This is a genomic window from Defluviimonas sp. SAOS-178_SWC, assembly GCF_039830135.1.
Lineage (GTDB): Bacteria > Pseudomonadota > Alphaproteobacteria > Rhodobacterales > Rhodobacteraceae > Albidovulum.
In genome coordinates this window covers 1280197-1298177 of record NZ_CP156081.1, presented here as the reverse complement: position 1 = coordinate 1298177, position 17981 = coordinate 1280197, and the positions used below count along the sequence as shown (strand labels likewise).

At 63.0% G+C, this 17981-nt stretch carries 17 protein-coding genes; 11 read left to right on the top strand and 6 right to left on the bottom strand.

What is annotated here, in order from left to right:
- The first annotated feature begins 75 nt into the window (after window positions 1-75).
- A complete protein-coding gene (locus V5734_RS07160) occupies window positions 76-492 on the top strand; it encodes an ATP-binding protein (protein ID WP_432759672.1) in 417 nt (138 codons plus the stop codon).
- On the opposite strand, the gene V5734_RS07155 is transcribed toward V5734_RS07160, so the two are convergent.
- The 3 genes from V5734_RS07155 to V5734_RS07145 form a co-directional block, all read right to left on the bottom strand.
- Window positions 393-1316, bottom strand: coding sequence for an NAD(P)H-dependent flavin oxidoreductase (locus tag V5734_RS07155; RefSeq protein ID WP_347312818.1), 924 nt, complete (start codon window positions 1314-1316; stop codon window positions 393-395). The genes V5734_RS07160 and V5734_RS07155 overlap by 100 nt on opposite strands.
- Before the next feature lie 53 nt (window positions 1317-1369).
- Window positions 1370-1486: a hypothetical protein gene (locus V5734_RS07150; RefSeq protein ID WP_432759671.1), complete on the bottom strand. Its 117-nt coding sequence runs from the start codon at window positions 1484-1486 to the stop codon at window positions 1370-1372.
- A 158-nt stretch (window positions 1487-1644) separates the two neighbouring features.
- Window positions 1645-2700 carry a 3-hydroxyacyl-CoA dehydrogenase family protein gene (locus V5734_RS07145; protein ID WP_347312817.1) on the bottom strand — a complete coding sequence of 352 codons (1056 nt, stop codon included), beginning with the start codon at window positions 2698-2700 and terminating at the stop codon, window positions 1645-1647.
- Window positions 2701-3039: 339 nt separating this feature from the next.
- Here V5734_RS07145 and V5734_RS07140 point away from each other — a divergent pair, with 339 nt between their 5' ends.
- The 8 genes from V5734_RS07140 to V5734_RS07105 all read left to right on the top strand — a co-directional run bounded on the left by V5734_RS07140 (window position 3040) and on the right by V5734_RS07105 (window position 11867).
- Window positions 3040-3903: an enoyl-CoA hydratase-related protein gene (locus tag V5734_RS07140; protein WP_347312816.1), complete on the top strand. Its 864-nt coding sequence runs from the start codon at window positions 3040-3042 to the stop codon at window positions 3901-3903.
- A 336-nt stretch (window positions 3904-4239) separates the two neighbouring features.
- The gene (locus V5734_RS07135; protein ID WP_347312815.1) at window positions 4240-5415 is read left to right on the top strand and encodes an acyl-CoA dehydrogenase family protein; all 1176 of its coding nucleotides are present in this window, start codon (window positions 4240-4242) and stop codon (window positions 5413-5415) included.
- 1 nt (window position 5416) lies between these two features.
- On the top strand, window positions 5417-6652 hold the full coding sequence (locus V5734_RS07130) for an acyl-CoA dehydrogenase family protein (RefSeq protein WP_347312814.1): 1236 nt from the start codon (window positions 5417-5419) through the stop codon (window positions 6650-6652).
- A 65-nt stretch (window positions 6653-6717) separates the two neighbouring features.
- Window positions 6718-7665 carry a Bug family tripartite tricarboxylate transporter substrate binding protein gene (locus tag V5734_RS07125; protein ID WP_347312813.1) on the top strand — a complete coding sequence of 316 codons (948 nt, stop codon included), beginning with the start codon at window positions 6718-6720 and terminating at the stop codon, window positions 7663-7665.
- Window positions 7666-7669: 4 nt separating this feature from the next.
- Window positions 7670-8152, top strand: coding sequence for a tripartite tricarboxylate transporter TctB family protein (locus tag V5734_RS07120; RefSeq protein ID WP_347312812.1), 483 nt, complete (start codon window positions 7670-7672; stop codon window positions 8150-8152).
- Between the two features lie 4 nt (window positions 8153-8156).
- Window positions 8157-9665, top strand: coding sequence for a tripartite tricarboxylate transporter permease (locus V5734_RS07115; RefSeq protein ID WP_347312811.1), 1509 nt, complete (start codon window positions 8157-8159; stop codon window positions 9663-9665).
- Window positions 9662-10867, top strand: a complete 1206-nt coding sequence (locus V5734_RS07110; protein ID WP_347312810.1) for a CaiB/BaiF CoA transferase family protein — start codon at window positions 9662-9664, stop codon at window positions 10865-10867. Before V5734_RS07115 ends, V5734_RS07110 begins: the two co-directional genes overlap by 4 nt.
- A gap of 52 nt (window positions 10868-10919) precedes the next feature.
- A complete protein-coding gene (locus V5734_RS07105) occupies window positions 10920-11867 on the top strand; it encodes an AEC family transporter (protein WP_347312809.1) in 948 nt (315 codons plus the stop codon).
- Window positions 11868-11968: 101 nt separating this feature from the next.
- Here V5734_RS07105 and V5734_RS07100 read toward each other — a convergent pair whose 3' ends face one another.
- The 3 genes from V5734_RS07100 to V5734_RS07090 all read right to left on the bottom strand — a co-directional run bounded on the left by V5734_RS07100 (window position 11969) and on the right by V5734_RS07090 (window position 15756).
- A complete protein-coding gene (locus V5734_RS07100; protein WP_347312808.1) occupies window positions 11969-12802 on the bottom strand; it encodes an IclR family transcriptional regulator in 834 nt (277 codons plus the stop codon).
- A gap of 402 nt (window positions 12803-13204) precedes the next feature.
- Window positions 13205-14086: a sugar phosphate isomerase/epimerase family protein gene (locus V5734_RS07095; protein WP_347312807.1), complete on the bottom strand. Its 882-nt coding sequence runs from the start codon at window positions 14084-14086 to the stop codon at window positions 13205-13207.
- Window positions 14087-14088: 2 nt separating this feature from the next.
- Window positions 14089-15756 carry an FAD-dependent oxidoreductase gene (locus V5734_RS07090; RefSeq protein ID WP_347312806.1) on the bottom strand — a complete coding sequence of 556 codons (1668 nt, stop codon included), beginning with the start codon at window positions 15754-15756 and terminating at the stop codon, window positions 14089-14091.
- A 128-nt stretch (window positions 15757-15884) separates the two neighbouring features.
- Here V5734_RS07090 and V5734_RS07085 point away from each other — a divergent pair, with 128 nt between their 5' ends.
- A complete protein-coding gene (locus V5734_RS07085; protein ID WP_347312805.1) occupies window positions 15885-16808 on the top strand; it encodes a LysR family transcriptional regulator in 924 nt (307 codons plus the stop codon).
- A gap of 116 nt (window positions 16809-16924) precedes the next feature.
- Complete coding sequence (locus V5734_RS07080; protein WP_347312804.1) at window positions 16925-17929, top strand: Bug family tripartite tricarboxylate transporter substrate binding protein; 1005 nt, start codon at window positions 16925-16927, stop codon at window positions 17927-17929.
- Window positions 17930-17981 lie beyond the last annotated feature (52 nt).

The following is a 17981-nucleotide window of genomic DNA, read 5'->3' as shown; positions in this document are numbered from 1 at the left end:
GAACGACATGAATCCTCGCGGCAATCACCCGGGCAGGACAGCTTCGGCGTCAGGGCGACCCCCAGGCGCAACACGATGCAGGTGCCGGAGCTTGTGCCGCTCACGATTGGATCGACCGGCGTCGACCTGCCGTTGGAGATGATCCCCCAGCGTTACGAGCGTAGCGCTTACACTATCACCGGCAACCGGCACTTCAACGAATGGACCGAAACCTTCGGCACCGGGCGCCTCACCGGCGCTCCCCTCGATCGACTTGCGGTCCACGTCGACATCCTCAAGATGAACGGCGAGAGCTACCGACCGACACAAACCCGCGCGCCATTACCTGCCGGCGCCGCCGGATCAGCCCCGAGCAGACCTGGCACGGTCAGAAAATCAAGAGGACACCCCAATCACCCCTGTGCCGAGATGCGCCGCAGCCGGTCGTTGATGATACTGTCAGCCTCCCGCATGATCCGCTCGACCAGATCCTTCACGGTCGGAATATCATAGACGAGCCCGGCGACCATGCCGCAAGACCAGGCCCCCGCGTTCATCTGGCCTTCGATCATGACTTTGGGGTAAACGCCGGCAACGTCTGCAGCGATGTCCCCGAAGGTGAGATCGCGCCCCAGAGCCGCCTCTTTTTCAATGACGCGTTTGACGGCGTCGTTGTTCAGAACCCGTTCGGTATTACGCAGCGGGCGCATGATCAGTCGCGTATCCAGCTCGCTTGCGGCCAGGATCGCCTGTTTGACGTTGTCGTGCACCGGAGCATCCTGCGTCGCGACAAAGCGTGTCCCCATATTCATGCCCTCGGCCCCCATCGCGAGGGCGGCGACCAGAGACCGGGCATCCGCCATGCCGCCGGACGCGACAAACGGAATATCCAGCTCGTCCGCGGCTCGGGGCAGCAGGATCATGTTCGGAATATCGTCTTCACCCGGATGTCCGCCGCATTCAAAGCCATCGATCGACAACGCATCGACGCCGATGCTTTGCGCCTTGAGCGCGTGCCTGACGGTCGTGCACTTGTGAATGACCTTGATGCCGTTGTCCTTGAGCATTGGCAGCCATTTCGCCGGATTGTTGCCGGCCGTTTCGACGATTTTCACCCCGCCATCGATGATCGCCTGGATATATCCGGGATAATCCGGTTCATTGACGATCGGCAGAAACGTAAGGTTCACCGCGAAGGGCTTGTCGGTCAGGTCCCGGCACAGGGCGATTTCATTGGCCAGATTGGCCGGAGTTCTCTGGGTCAGCCCGGTGATCGTCCCGAGCCCGCCGGCATTGGAAACTGCAGCGGCCAGCTTTGCGAAGCCGACATAGTGCATCCCGCCTTGCAGGATCGGGTGCTGGATGCCGAACAGATCTGTAATCCGAGTTCTCATTGGGTTTTCCTTTGCCCATTCGTTCCGCCTGGAACCTTGATGGCGAGCGCGATGCCCTGCCCGCCGCCGATACACATTGTGGCCAGCCCGAGACCGCCACGGCGGCAAGACAATTCGTGAACGAGTTTTACGACCAGGATCGCTCCCGTCGCTCCGATCGGATACGCCCGAGTTCAGCGGGGACAGGGCTGCTCAGACTTCCGCCGATTACGCCGATTGGCGTCCGCATGCCGGCCAGAATGGATACAGAACGCTTTCGTGATTCCATTGCTCAAGCTTCTCCGTACCTTGGCCGCACCCGGTCGAAGACTTGCTGACCTTCCGGTCGGGCCGGATTTTCGGCGAGGATCTGATAAGGGCCCCGGCTCCATCGCAGGGCGATCACCGCGCTGCGATCTATTTCCTCCGGGTCGGCGATCCCGCACCGGCGGACTTCTTCCGCCGGCACCGCGATCGCCTCTAGAAGCCGCTCCCGGATCGAGTCCTCGTTGGCATTGGACGGCCCGCCGCTCTCAACGTCCCAAAGCCCCCCACGCTCCACCAGGTCGATCAGCCCCTGCGATACCGTATAGAATGCCCCGAGCTCGGTGAGGTTCGCCATCGCATTCCGGGCGATCTCCGGCTTGATGAGGTTCATGACCTCAAACGGCCCCACCTGGCTGCCAACCAGATCGCGCCCGACCTCATTGACCTGGCGGATCGTGCCCCCCCCTTGATGGACAACCTCCGCAGCCGCATTCAGAAACGGCACGAAGAACCGGTTGATGGCAAAGCCCGGCGCGTCCTTGCAGCGGAGGATGCGGCGACCGGTTGCCTCCAGAAAGGCGGTTGCGATTTCCAATGCCTTCGGACTGGTCTTTTCACCCTGCACGAGCTCGACGACCGGCGACGTGTCCGCCGGGGAAAAGTAATGCATACCCAGTAAGTTGCCGGGATGCGCGACGGCCTTCGCCAGTTCTGAAACCCTCAGCGCGCTTGTATTGGTCGCGACGACCGCGCCTTCGGCGCAATAGGCACGGATATCCCGAAGCAGGTTCATTTTGACCGCCAGATCCTCGAAGACAGCCTCGACAACGATGTCTGCCTCCCTGATTTCGGCGATATCCGTCGTGAGACGCATGCGGGACCTGCAACGGAATGCCTGCGTGCGGTCGAGAACGCCATTCTGTTCATGGCGCTGTAATTGTTTGGCAATTTTCTGCCCGGCGCGGTTCAGAGAATCTTGCGTCCGGTCCAGCAACACCACATCAAAGCCATGACGGGCCGCATTTAGCGCGATTCCGGCCCCCATCGTGCCGGCCCCGATAATGGCTATGCTCGAAACCATCGCCTTTCTCCCTCCGCACCCTCGGGCGCCCGGCCGCCGGACACACCCACTTCTTTCCACTTGACACGACTGACGCCGGTCGCGCTCGGCCGTAAGCCTGACAGCGCCCTTCGTAGCAGAAATTCTCGTCTCCGCGCAAGGTGAATTTTATATAGTAGAATTTTTGTGCATTTTTATTTTACTTTTTGCGAAATTTGGTTATCACGCCCCAAAGCGTAGCCGACGGGGAATCGCGGGCGGGATCATTGCCAGGCAGGACGCGCCTGTATCGATGCCCGCCGATGCTCGGCGGACCCCGGCCACTTTCGGGACGCGCTCGAAATGTAACTGGAGGAAGAAATGGGATTTGAAACCCTGAAATACGAAGTGGCCGGCAACATTGCGATTGTCACGCTTTTCCGCCCGCAGAAGCTCAATGCGTTCACCTTGGAGATGGGCCGCGAAATCGTCCGTGCCCTTGACACCGCCGAGGATGACGATGGCGTTCGCGCCGTCATCGTGACCGGGGATGGGCCCGCTTTCTGCGCCGGCATGGATCTGTCGGTCGAAGGAAATGTGTTTGGCCTGGATGAGGCCGTCGATCCGCTGGGGCCCAATGCGGCGGACATCCGCGATTCCGGCGGCCTCGTAACGCTTCGTATCTTCCGGATGACCAAGCCGGTCATCGGGGCGCTGAACGGGGTTGCGGTCGGGATCGGTGCGACGATGACCTTGCCGATGGATGCCCGCATCGTGTCCAGCAATGCGCGGGTCGGCTTTGTCTTTTCCCGGCTGGGCATCTGCACCGAGGCCTGCTCCAGTTGGTTCCTGCCAAGGCTGGTGGGCATGAGCCGCGCACTGGATTGGGTTCTGTCCGGCGACATCCTGTCCAGCGAAGAGCTTCTGGACGCCGGCTTTGCGCAGAAAGTGACGGCACCCGAAGATCTGCTTACCGAAGCGATGGCAACCGCGCGCCGCTTCACGTCAGACACATCACCGCTTTCCATTGCCGCCAACCGGCAATTGCTGTGGCAGGCGAGCGGGGCAAGCCACCCGATGGAGGCACATCAACTGGACAGCCGCCTTATGCTCGAGCTCAGCCTGTCGGATGGCAAGGAGGGCGTCGCCGCATTCCAGGAGAAGCGGAAGCCCAAATTCCCGCAGCCCATAAATGGCCGGCTGCCGCGAAGCCTCGGCAGGCTGAAAGAACCGGCGTTCCGCTGAGCGCAAGCCGGAAAATACGGACAGGCCGCCGCCCCCGGATCGACGGGGGCGGCGCAGGTCTTGCTGTTCCCACGGTGGCGGCAAGAGGACCGGGCCGGCACATCCGATCGAACCTGGCGCCGGCTTTTTGCCTGCGGCAGCAGATCGGCGGCTTCATGTCCGGGCCACCCGATGCTCGCGCGGCCTCCGTTCAGGCGCATCATGGATTGCTGGCCCGCCCCGCTGCGGGGCCATCGGTAGCGTCAGATCGTCATATAAGAAAAATTTTCGATTGAAAATTTCATTATATAAAACTAAATAAGAAATAGTTCCGCTGAATCGATTCGTGAGGGAAAGATGCAACCGTCGAGATCTGAGTTCGATCACCTGCTGGCAAACCTCCGGAGTTGGGTCAAAACAGTCGCCATCCCCAACGAGGCGCGCGTCGCCGAGACAGATGAGGTGCCCGAGGACCTCGTGCAGCAAATGCGCAGTCAGGGCTTTTTCGGCTGGATTATTCCGCGCGAATTCGGTGGGGCGGGCCTGTCGATGGAACAGCTCGCCCTCGCCGATATGGAAATCGCACAGAGTTCGACCGCATTCCGGGCCCGGTTCGGGACCAACACCGGCATTGGCGTCGAAGGTCTGGTTCAAGACGGGACCGACGCGCAAAAGGCACGCTATCTGCCCAGGCTGGCCACAGGAGAGCTGACCAGCTGCATGGCGATCACCGAACCCGACGCCGGATCCGACGCCATCGCCATGTCGACCACGGCGGTGCGGGACGGCGACAGCTACGTTCTCAACGGCACCAAGGTATTCATCACCAATGCGCCGATAGCCGATCTCTTCACCGTCATAGCGCGAACCGACCAGGCCGAGCGCGGCGCGAAGGCGCTGAGCGCGTTCCTGGTTGAGCGCGGCACACCGGGGCTGAGCGCGGGCGCGCCCTACCGCAAGATGGGACAGGAAGGCTCCCCGGTATCTGAGGTCTATCTAAAGGACTGCCGGGTCCCCGTCGAAAACCTCCTGGGAGGCGTTGAAGGCAAGGGCTTCGAAACCATGATGAAGGCGCTGAACAAGCAGCGCATCAATCTGGCGGCCCTGTGCACGGGGTCGGCAATCCGGATGCTGGACGAAATGGTCGGCCACGCGCTGGCGCGTCGTCAATTCGGCCGCCGCATTGGGGACTTCCAGCTCGTGCAGGCGTTGATCGCCGACAGTCAGACCGACGTGCATACCGCGCGGGCGTTGATATTGGAAACCGCGCGGCGGTGGGATGCCGGAGAAAATGTGATCATGGAGGCGTCGATCTGCAAATACCATGCGTCCGAAGCGTGCGGACGGGTGGCCGACAGGGCCGTGCAGGTCTTCGGTGGTTCGGGATATGTCGCGGACTACAGTTGCATCGAGAGACTTTACCGCGATGCCAGGCTGTTCCGGCTCTATGAAGGGACAAGTCAGATCCACCAGATCAACATCGCCAAGCGGACGCTGAAGAAGGCGGAAGCGCTCGCCGCACAGGAGGCCTGAGGTGATCGACCTGCGGTTTTCGGATCAAGGCAAGGACATGCAGCGCAGCGTCGCCGATTTCTATCGCGACCGCATTCTGCCGCGACAGGCCGAATGGATGCGTTCGACCGCGCGCGGGGAAAGAACGCCGGCCTTTGTTGACGAGTTGCGGGACGAGGCGCGCAGGCAGGGCCTGTGGAACATGGGTATCGCCGAATTGCCTCACAACGCGCCGGGAACCCGGATGAGCAATCTCGATTTCGCCCCGATTGCCGAACTGGCCGGGCGCCTGCCGTGGGCGTCGCAGGTCTTCAACTGCCATGCGCCCGACCTGCCGAACATGGTGATGGTCAACGCGCTGGCAACCCCGGACCAAAGGCGCGAATTCCTCGATCCCCTGCTGGCGGGCGAAACGACTTCGGCTTTCTCGATGACGGAGCCGGCGGTAGCATCCTCGGACGCCACCAATATCGCCACGTCGATCGACCGCGAGGGCGACGAGTATGTCATCAACGGACGCAAGTGGTACATTACCGGCGGCGCCGCGCCCGACCTCGGGTTTCACGTCGTCATGGGAGTGACGAACCCTCAGGCGGCAAGAAATGCGCAGCATTCCATGGTTCTGGTGCCTGCCAGTACGCCCGGCATCTCCGTCGAACGCGAGTTGCGGTTCCTCGGATGGAACGATCACGCCGCACCGATCGGCGAGATTCTGTTTGAAAACGTACGGGTTCCGGTCACCAACCTTCTGGGCGAGGAAGGGCGCGGATTCGCCGCCGCACAGGTCCGTCTCGGGCCCGCGCGCATTCATCACGCGATGCGCTGTATCGGCTTGGGCGAGATGCTGCTGAACCTGATGAAGCAGCGCAGTTTGTCGCGCCGGGTATTCGGTCAGACGCTGGATACCTACGGAACCATCCAGCAGTGGATTGCCGAAGCGCGCATCGCCATCGAGCAGAACCGCCTGTTCGTTCTGCGGGCGGCCGCGTTGCTCGACCAACAGGGGTTCAAAGCCAGCTGGCGCGATGTTTCCATGGTCAAGGTCAGTGTGCCGAGGATGCTGCAAGAGATCGCGGATCGCGCCATTCAGGTTTTCGGGGCGGCCGGCGGCAGCGACGACCACCTGATTCACCATGCCTTTGTCTATGCGCGAATGTTCCGGATCGCCGACGGCCCGGACGAAGTGCATCTACGGCAAATTTACCGCAGCGAGTCCCTTGCCGAAACGGAAGTGAACTCAAACGCGAGGATCGCATAACGAAGTCATCGGGTCCGGAGGATCGGCCCAATCGGGGTAACCCAACCACGTAGGAGGAGGAATACATGAACTATCCAGTGAAGGCCGCCCTTGGCCTGTTGATGCTTGGCGTTGCGACTTCCGCGACGGCAGCAGACTATCCCAGCAAGACGGTGACGATGATCGTGCCCTATGGTGCAGGCGGCATCACCGATACGATGGGCCGCATCACTGCCGCCGAAATGCAAAAGACCCTCGGCGAAAAGATCGTCGTCGTGAACAAGAACGGCGCGGCGGGGACCATCGGCATGACCGATGTCGCGCGCGCGCGCCCCGACGGCTACACGATCGCGATGATCCCCGCCGCACCGCTGTCGATCCAGCCGCATCTGCGCAAGCTGAACTACGACCTCGGATCCTATACCTATATCTGCCAGACGTTCAGCTCGCCCGTGGTGCTGTCGACGGCGACGGACTCGCAGTTTTCAAACTTCGCCGAAGTGATCGAATATGCCAAGGCGCATCCGGGCGAGTTGACCTACAGCTCGGCCGGACCGGGCAGCTTGCCGCACATCTCGATGGTGCGGGTCCTGAAGGAAGCCGGCGTCGAGATGCGTCACGTGCCGATGGAAGGCGATGCCGGGGCGATCACGGGTGCGCTTGGCAAGCATGTCGACCTGGCGATCATTGCGGCCAGTTCGGTTGTCGGCAAAGAGGTCAAGACCGTCGCCGTCTTTGCGCCCGAGCGCGTCGAGCAACTGCCGGACGCCCCCACCGCCAAAGAGGCCGGTTACGATTACGAGTTCAGCCTGTGGGGTGGCGTGATCGCGCCCAAGGGGATTCCCGAAGACGCGCAGACCGCGCTGTCCGCCGCGTGCGAGACAGCCGTGCAGTCGGAGGAATACGCGACCGAGATGGCCAAGATGGTCAGCAAGCCCGTCTATCGCAGCGGCGCCGATTTCGACGCTTTTGCCTCTGAGGAATCCCGCATCAACAGCGAGATCATCGCGGCGCTCAATCTCACCGGGGGCTGAGCGCATGAACCGCGACATCGCCAACATCATGTCGGGTGCAGTGCTGGCACTGGGATCGGTCGGACTGTATCTCTATACGGTCTCCGCCGGCTACCGGATGGGCGGCGGTGTCGCTTATGACGCCGGCCTCATGCCACGGCTGTGGCTTGCGATCGGCGCTCTCAGCGCACTTGGGATCGCTCTCAAGGGACTGGTCGGCCTGCGTTCCGGCGCGGGCGCGGCAAATCCGCTGGCGCGCATCGCGTCCGGGCGGCTGGTCGCGGGCTTCGGTCTCACCGCGCTGTTTCTGGTGGGCTTCGGCTGGCTGGGATTCTGGCTGCCGCTTCTGGCTTTTGTGCCAGTCTTCAGCTTGGCCTTCGGTTATCGCAACCCGGTCGTGATCGCGGTCTCCACCTTGGTTTTCGCGGGACTGACCTGGTTGGTCTTTGCCGTGCTGCTCGAGGTGCAGATGACCGCCCTGCCCGACTTCCTGCACCTGGGGGGCTGAAACCATGACAACGCAAGCCATCATAGACGCGCTGGGGATGCTGGCCTCGTTCGACGCCATTCTGGCGATCGCTCTCGGCACGCTCTACGGCATTCTGATCGGTGCCATTCCCGGGCTTGGCTCGGTGCTGGGCATCACAGTGATCCTCCCATTCACGTTCGTTCTGGACCAGACGGCCAGCATCGCGCTGCTTCTGGGCACCTATTGCGGATCGGTCTACGGCGGGTCGATCCCGGCGATCCTTCTGAACACGCCGGGCACGCCCCAATCGGCGGCGACGCTGTTCGACGGCTATCCGATGGCGCGCGGCGGCCAGCCGGGCCTGGCACTCGGCTGGGCAACCCTCAGTTCGGCCGTGGGCGGCATCATCGCCTGCGTCATCCTGGTGGTTGCCGCGCCGATGCTGGCACGGTTCGGACTGCGTTTCGGACCAATCGAGTATTTCGCGCTTGGCATCTTCGCGCTGACCTGCATCGTTTCGGTGGCCCGCGAAAGCGCGATCAAGGGGATCTTCGGCACGGCCTCCGGGCTCTTCCTGGCACTGATCGGGCAGGATCCCATATCGGGTGTCACGCGCTACGATTTTGGCATCTACGAGCTGTCGGCCGGGCTGGCCCTGATCCCGGTGCTGGTCGGGTTGTTCGCCCTCTCCGAGGTGATGTGGCGCGTCGCCGGGCCGCATGGAGAAGAGACGCCGATCCAGCACAAGGTCGGCATCGCCGTGCCGCCGCTGGCCGAGGTTGCCAGGCGCTGGAAGGTGTTGCTGAAATCGTCGCTTATCGGCACCTGGATCGGAAGCCTGCCGGGCGTGGGCGCCACCGCGGCCTCTCTGGTCAGCTATGCCGAGGCCAAGCGCAGTTCACCCGAACGCGACAAGTTCGGCACCGGCACGCCCGACGGCATCATCGCCTCAGAGGCGGCCAACAATGCGGTGACCGCCGGCGCGCTGGTGCCGACCCTGGCCCTTGGCGTGCCCGGGGACCCGGTGACGGCGGTAATGCTGGGCGCGATGACGATCCAGAACGTGGTTCCGGGGCCGTCGCTGTTCGTCAATCAGCCGGACCTGGTGATCTACCTCTTCATGGCGTTGTTCGCGGTCAACGTGGTGATGTTCGTAATGGGCATTTCCCTTGCACCGCTGTTCAGCCGCGTCTTGCGCATCCCGGAACCCGTGCTGATGGCCTGTGTTATCGGGCTCATCGTGGTGGGAACCTATTCGGTCAATCTCAGCGGGTTCGATCTGGTCGTGCTGTTTGTCGCGGGGCTGATCGGATTTGCCTTCCGCTGGCTCGAGATCCCGCTGGCGCCGGTGGTGATCGGCTTTGTTCTCAGCCCGATGATCGAAAGCAGCCTGCGCCGGGGACTGATCCTGACCAACGACAGTTTCCTGGCCTTTTTCACCTCGCCGATCGCGCTGGTGCTGTTCGCACTGACATTGGTGTTCCTCGCCTGGCCGGTCGTGCGCTGGGGGCTGGACAGACGTGCGGCACGCCGGAAGGGAGATTCAATATGACGACGAACGGGCCACTCAGCGACCTTCGCGTGCTCGACATCTCGACCATCATTGCCGCACCCTTCGCGGCCACGCTGATGGCGGATTACGGAGCCGATGTGGTGAAGGTGGAAATGCCCGGTCAGGGCGACGGGATGCGCAACTTCCCCCCCTTCAAGAACGGGGAGTCGCTGTGGTGGAAGGTGACCAACCGCGGCAAGCGCTTCATAGAGCTGGATCTTCGAACCGAAGAAGGTGCCGAGGTCTTCCGGCGGATGGTGCGCGATTTCGATGTCGTGGTGGAGAATTTCCGACCCGGCACGCTCGAACGCTGGGGCTTGGGCCCCGATGTTCTGCACGCCATAAACCCGTCGCTGGTCATTCTGCGCGTGACAGGTTTCGGTCAGGACGGCCCCCGTGCGAAGAGCCCGGGTTTCGCCAGGCTTTTCGAAGCGATGTCCGGTCTGGCCCACCTGACTGGCGAGGCGGATGGCCCGCCGATCCACCCCTCATACCCGATGGGGGACGCCATCGGTGGACTGTTCGGGGCGCTATCAATCATGACGGCCCTGCATTCGGTACGAAGCGATCCGGCGCGGCGCGGGCAGGTTGTCGACCTGTCACTGACCGAGGCGGTATTCCGGCTTCTCGATTTCCAGACCATCGCTTACGATCAGCTCGGTCAGGTGTTCACCCGAAATGGCAACTGGAACCAGTATTCCGCGCCTTCGGATGTCTATCCGACCCTCGACGGCAAGTATGTCTCGCTCTCGGGCAGCACGAACAACACCTTTGCCGCCAATCTCCGATCCATCGGGCGGACGGATCTTCTCGATGAGCCGCGCTATGCGACGAACAAGCTGCGGGTCGAGAACTCGCGGGATATTGATGCGGTGTTCCGCCAGTGGTTTGCCGAGCACGATCTGGCCGATATCGTCGCCGTTTTCGGACGTGAGGGGGGCACTTTGGCGCCAATCTACTCCATCGACATGATCTTCGAAGATGTGCAGTACCAGGCCCGCAAGGCCATAGTATCGGTTCCCGACGACACCTTCGGCGAGGTAAGAATGCAAGGCGTCGTGCCGCGCTTCAGTCGATCGCCCTGCGCGGTGCGCGGTAGCGCCGGAAGGCTTGGGCGCGACAACGAAGAGGTTCTTGGCGCATATTCCGATCCCGCTCTGCCAGGTCTGAACCCCGAGGCGCAGGCCGGAATGTCTGAATGACCGCGGCGGCGGAACCTTGTTATACCGTTAATTCCTACGGGTGTTCCCAGAAATGATCGGCGTTTTATCGGCCGTGGCGCCGGTTTTTGGTCTCCTCGTTGTCGGGCAGATCCTGTTCCGCGTGCACATCTTTTCGGACGAGTTCTGGCAGCAGTCGGCCCGGCTGGTCTATTGGGTGCTGATGCCGTCCCTGCTCTTCTGGAAACTTGGATCGGCGCGGTTCGAAGGCGAACTTATCCTGCCTTATGCCGCGGCGCTGGCGGGTGCGTTCGTTCTGGTGGTCGCGGGAGTGCGGATGGCCGGCGCGGCCCTGTCTTTGCCGCGTCCGGTGACAAGTTCCGTTTTGCAGGGGGCCGCGCGTCACAATACCTTTATCGCGTTGGCGATCGCCGAACGGATCTTCGGTCAAGCCGGCCTCGCGCTGGCCTCACTTGCTGCGGCGATCCTCGTGCTGGTTACAAACATGTCGATTACGCCCATGATGGTCGAGCTCTCCCGCTCGGATCGCGATATGAACATTGGGCGTGCGATACTGCGCGACCTCTACAGAAACCCTATCCTGATCGCGGTTTTTTCCGGACTCGCCGTCAATGCGCTGCCCGCGCCGCCCTTTGCGCTTGCCTTCGACCTGACACGGCTGCTGGGCAGCGCGGCCCTTCCGCTCATGTTGCTCTGCGTCGGGGCAAGCCTGCGGTTCGAAACCTTCCGGCTTTCGCCTGGCCCTCTGATGCTGGCTACCGTCTCGAAGCTGATCGTTTTTCCACTGGCCGTTATCGCGCTGGCATCCATCGCGGGACTGTCCGGTGTGCAGGCGCTGGTGCTCGTGATCTTTGCCGCGGTTCCCACCGCCGCATCGTCGCAAGCCCTGGCCAGGGAATTGGGCGGTGACGTTCCGTTGATGGTAAATGTCGTGACGTTGCAGACCGCCTTGTCGTTCCTGACATTGCCGCTCACGCTCTTATTGGCGGAAGGCTGGTTTCCCTTGCCGCCCCAATTTTGATACCGACGGCCGTCAAGGCGGCACATGGCCGGCTGATCGCCGTTCGAACAAACGCAGATTTCGGAAGACGGTCGCAGGCGAGTGACGGTTCCAGCGGCCCGTCAGAGATCGGCGAAGGTCCCACGAAGGATCTTGGCCGAGGCGGCGACCTTGCTGCCCATGACGCGGGTGAACTCTTCGGCCGCGATCTTGTGTTCGGGCACGCCACAGTTGATGGCAACGTAGAGCCCGCTCTTCAGCTTCTTGATCGGGGCGGCGGCCCCGTAGAATCCTGGCCGCCAGTCACCAAGCGCGACCACGAAGCCGTGTTCGCGGCAATGCGAAATTCCGTCCTGCACTCTCGGCCGGAATACTTCCCACTCTTCGGGATACGCCGCCGCGATCTCCGCTTCTTTGGCGCGGAGCGAGTCCGCATCAAGCATGGACAACAGCGCCCGCCCCATCGCGGATTTGTAAAGCGGACCGGTCGAGCCGATCTCGGGGCTATGCCGCATCGTCTCCGACAGATGGACGGTCTGCACGAATATCAGGTTCGGCCCGTGGATCGTCGCCAGCGACACAGCCCCGCCGGTAAATTCCGCGAATTCCCGCATCACCGAAATCGCACGCTGCCGAAAGGTCATCGAGGACAATACCGGATAGGCCAGTTCAAGCACTCTCAACCCCAGCCGGAAATTCCCGGCCTTGACCTTGCTGAGATAGCCGGCATGTGCCAGCGTATTGCATAGCCGGGTGATCGTTGGTCTTGGCAAGCCCAGACGATCGGCGAGTTCGCTGTTGGACAGCGTTTCCTGTATTCCCCTGAACGCCGACAACACATCCAGCCCACGGATCAACGTGCTGGACATGCCCTTGGTGTCGTCGTGCCCCTCGTGATCAACAAAGCTGGGAGGTTGGCTCTGGTTCATGTTTGAAGTCTCGGTCGTGTTGCGCATATCGTACCTGCCGTGGCGTCGCCACTTGTCAACTGTAATATAGCGATAATTCCGAAAATCACAATATATATCGGAATAAATGTCATTATACGAAATAGCCCAATCGGAGCCAAAGTCCTCGCAGAGCACAGAAAGCCAACGGATCAGTCACACTTCACCGTGATCCGCCAAGGTGCCGCAACTGGCGGCATGGTTCTCGCGCGGCAGATCGTCCGGCAGGCAGAGGCGTCGACCCTTGCGGATTGTAGGCGCGAGCGAACGGCAGTCATTGCGATCCGCGGCCTCTCCCTCACGCCAGCGGCAGAGCGCGCCGGGCGTTCCCGTAGCGTTGCGCCCCCCCGCGACGCCGGCGCCGGGCCGGGCCGCTTCGGGCAGGTTACCCTGTGCCGATGCGGGCGCTCATCACACCATTGATCGACCGGATTTCAAACCTCCGCCCTCCGTTGCGTCGTTCTCCGACGTTCGTACCGCCTTGCGGCGATGGTCGGAGAGGAAGTCCGCAGTCGTCCGGTAAAGCGAACGCAATACGTCGACTGCATCCTCACGGTCCAGCACGCGCCCCGTCGGAACCTCCAGTGCAAGGTCAGTATCCGGGTGAAGCCCGTCGAGAAAACTGCCAAGATCGATCTCGCCCTCGCCCGGGGGCAGGCGCGCCTCGCGGGCCGTGCGCAAAAGTTCGTCGGTGTCGTAGCTTGAAAGCCGCGGCGCATCGCAAAGGTGGGCGAAGGGCAATCTCCCGGACGGCAAGGCGGCAAGCAGGCTGCAAGACGAGTTCGACCGGTCGAAATGCAGCGCGTCCGCCAGGATTCCAACGGCCGGGCCCGCCTCCTGAACGACGTTCCAGCACGTTGTCAGGTCCGGAACGGAGGTCCACGGGAAGAATTCCAGGACGATGTCGATCCCCCGCGAGCGTGCGCGCTCGGAAAGAGCCCCCAGCTTGGCCGCGAGCCGGGCATGATCCGGGTCGTAGGGCGCGGTGATCAGCTGCCCTGCCCCAAGTTCCGCGCCGACGTCCAGCAGCGGCTCGAGTGCGGCCAGGTCGGTTTCGGGCGTGATCTTGACGAACTCGATATCGCGAACGGCCACCCCGGTCGCGCGCATTGCGGCCAATGCCGCGCGAAGTGCCGCCCGGTCCTCCATGAGCGGATAGCCGGGGGTGGTCTCGGTCACACGCACGAGGCGCAGTCCGACACCGTCGAATCCGGCCGCGCCGGCGGCTTCGATCAGGTCGGCTGGCGGCAGCGTGATCGCCGTCAGATGTGCAACGGAAAGCCCGTGTGTCATGCTCAAGCCCCCGTTGCGGCATGTCGGCCCGCGACGAAGCCGAAGGTCAGGGCGGGCCCGAGGTTGATGCCGCCAGCCGGATAATGCCCGCCGAACACGCTGACACTGTCCGAACCGGCGGCATAAAGGCCCGTTATCGGCGCCCCATCCGCCCGCAAGACACGCGCGCATCCGTCGGTGGCGAGACCCGCAAAGGTTCCGAAGCTGCCCGGAACGACCTCCACGGCATAAAACGGCCCTTGTTCGATCGGCGCGAGGCAGGGATTGGGCCCGCGCGCCGGGTCGCCCTGAAGCCGCATGTAGGGGGTCGTTCCCCGTCCGAATTCCGGATCGCGGCCTTGACGCGCGTTGACGGTGAATTCCCGGATGGTCGTCTCAAGGGCAGGACCGTCGATACCCGCTGCCTGCGCGAGTTCCGCGACGGTGGCGCCCCGCTTGAGATATCCGGACCGGATCCAGCCGCCCAGCGGCAGCGGCGCGGGTCGCACGATGCCCAGGCCGTAGCGCCGGATGAACCGGTGATCGCAAACCAGCCACGACCGGGCCTTCTGCCCGGATGGCACCGCGGCCAGGAGCGCGCGGACATAGTCGTGGTAGCCGAGCCCCTCGTTGCAGAACCTTTTCCCGCTCTCCAGAACCCCGATCACGCCCGGCTTGCCACGGTCGATGATGTGCGGGAAACGCCCCTTGGCGCCCGATGGCCATGCGACATTCGACACCGGGCAATAGGCGGCGGTTGTCGCGGTATCGGCTGCGAACGCCGCGCCCAGGGCTTCGGCCAGGCGCGCGCCATCGCCTGTCGCCGTGGATACGGCCAGGGTCAGATGCTCGTCGTCGCGTGGAACCATCGCGGCGCGGCGTTCGGTGTCGTTGGGGAACCCGCCAGCCGCCAGGACCACGCCTTTCCGCGCGTTCAAAACGCCGTTTTTCGTCAGGACACCACTAACGCGGTCGCCCTCGGTGACCAGACGGAGTGCCGGGGTCGACGGGCAGAAGTCGACACCAAGGTCCAGAGCGCTGCGCAGAAGGCGGGCAACCAGTGTGCTTCCGTTCCTGAGCTGCATGGCGCGGCCATGCACGGCGAGGTCGGCAATATGGCGCGACACACGCCCCGCGACGTAGACGAAGGAGCGCACGGACCGGGTCGCCGTCATGAAGGCCTTCAAGTCGGCCCCTGCCTGAATCGACAGGCCCTTCAGCGTGGTCTCGGCGAGCGGTTCGCGCAAGAGCTTCAGCGCCGCCCCCAAACGGCGCGCGTCATAGGGCTTCGCGATCACCGATCGTCCACCCAGGCCAGCGCCCGGCACGTCACCGTAGGTGTCGGGGATATGCACCCCCCCATCGAACTGCAAGGCGGTGTGGGTTTCGAAGAATGAAACCATCTCGGGCGCGGCACGAAGGAACGCATCAACGCGCGCGGCATCGAATGCATTGCCCAGTACACCTTGGAGATAGCGTCTCGGCGCGTCGGCATCCTCGATGATCCCGGCCCGGACGGCCACGGGGTTGCCCGGTGCCCAGATCCAGCCGCCGGACAACGCGGTCGTCCCGCCGATCACGTCGGCCTTTTCCAGCACGGCGACACTCAGACCGTGATGCGCCGCCGTTACGGCGGCCGCGAGGCCAGCCGCGCCGGAACCGATGACAATCAGGTCGAAGTTGCCTGCCACGAAATGCCTCTTAGCCCAACCAATGACCGCTGCCCCTAGGGTTCACCGCCCTAAGGGTAACGTCAAATATCCACTCGGCATCTTGAGTAACATCATGTTATTCTGCCGACGGGCGCTTGGGGGACTCGATGCGAGAAATCACGCTCAGACAGGTCGAGGTTATCCGTGCGGTCATGATGCGCGGCACGATCAGCGGCGCGGCGGATCAGTTGAACGTCTCGGCGCCGGGCATCAGCCGCCTGATCAAACACACCGAAGCGTCGCTCGGCATCCGCCTGTTCGAGCGGCGGGCCGGGCGCTTTCTTCCTTCGGTCGAGGCCGGACCCGTCTTCGATCAGATCACCGCCGTCTATAAAGGCGTCGAGAACCTTCAGGTCGCGATTGAATCGCTCGAAAAGGGCGAGAACGTTCAACTGGCATTCGCCTCGGCTCCGTCAGTCGCACAGTTCATCGCGGCGCGCGCCATGCGCTCGATCCGCCTCCGTTACCCCGACCTGTTCATCGATCTCAACATCCTGAAGATCGAAGAGACGGTCGACTACCTGTTGCTTGAGCGCGGCGAGTTCGTGATCATGAGTTCGAGCGTCGACAACCCCGGCATCGAGAACGAAGAACTGGCCCGGGGGCAGTTGCTGGTCATCCTGCCCGAGGGGCATCGACTTTCGGATCAAACCGTCATTTCCGTTCACGAGCTCGCCGACGAGCCAATCATCGGCGTCGATCCCGATGACCCTTACGGCGCCAAGCTCGCGCAGCCATTTCGCACGGCAGGGGTCGAGCTGCGGCACGCCATCCGGGGCCGCTTCGCCCAGACCGTCGTCAGTCTGGTGCGTCACGGGCTGGGTGTCGCCCTCATCGACGCGTTTTCGGTTGCGGAAGTCTACATGCCGGGTCTCGTCCGCGTTCCGCTGGCCGAACAAAGCTCGGTCAATATCTACGTCGTGCGGAAGAAGGGGCGCGTTCTGTCTGGGTTTGCGGAATTCGCGATACAGAGATTCCGCAAGGAACTCGCCGCGGCGGCCAAGGGCACCTACGGCACGTCGAGATCTTAACATCAGGTTAATATAAGGCATTCATGGATATTTGACGTTATGATCTGGTTTCAGCGATGATGGTTTCAACGGGTATGGGAGCAAACCCGTCTTCCACAGCATCCAGGGAGGATCACATGAAGCACATCATTCTCGGCGCCGTTTCGGCACTCGCCATGACGGTCACCGGCGCGCTCGCGCAGGACTACCCGACGAAGGAAATTGCCGGCATCATCCAATGGGGCGCAGGCGGCTCGACCGACACCGTGATGCGCGCGGTCACACCGCATGCCGAAAAGGTCCTGAACGGAACGGTCGTGTTGCAGAACGTGACCGGCGGCGTCGGCGCCATCGCGCTGAACCAGGTCGCCGAAGGTGACGCCGATGGCTACACGCTGCTGATGGGCGCGGAGAACCCATTGCTCTACAAGGTCATGGGCTTGGGCGACAAGGACTACGGCGACTTCACCCCGATCAACATCCTGGCGCGCGGCACCCCGATCCTGGTGGCCGGCAAGGACGCGCCCTTCGACGACTATGCGGGCCTGATGGCCTATATCAAGGATCACCCCGGCGAGGTCCGCTTCGGCTCGACCGGCCCGGGCGGTCTGCCGTCGGTCGTGACCGCGATGATCAAGGCGGTCGAAGGCGACCTCGACGTGATCTTTGTCCCCTATGACGGGGATGGCCCGGCGCTGACCGCGCTGCAGGGGGGCGCGATCGACGTCATGCCCGCCGTGCTCGGTGCCTCGATCGAAGGCATCCGGGCCGGCACGATGAAGCCGCTTGCCGTGTTCGACCTGACCGCCGCCGAGGCGCTGCCCGACGTGCCGACCGTCGCGTCGTTCAACGACGGCTACAACACCTACCTGCCCTGGGGTCCCTTCTTCGGCGTCTTCGTCAAGAACGGCACACCCGATGACGCGGTCGCCAAGCTGACTGCGGCCTACAAGGAAGCCGCCGAACAGCCCGACTTCCTCGACCTGATGAAGAACCGTGGCTTCACCCTGATGAACATCAGCGGCGACGAGGCGCGCGCGTTCCTGACCAAATGGCAGGAAACCACCGCCTGGCTGATGCAGGATGCCGGCCTGACGAAAGCCTCGCCCGAGGATTTCGGCATCGCGCGCCCGGCCAAATAAGCCACGGACGGGGTTGAAGGGACCGCAGGGTCTCGGTCGGCGCCGCCCGTGA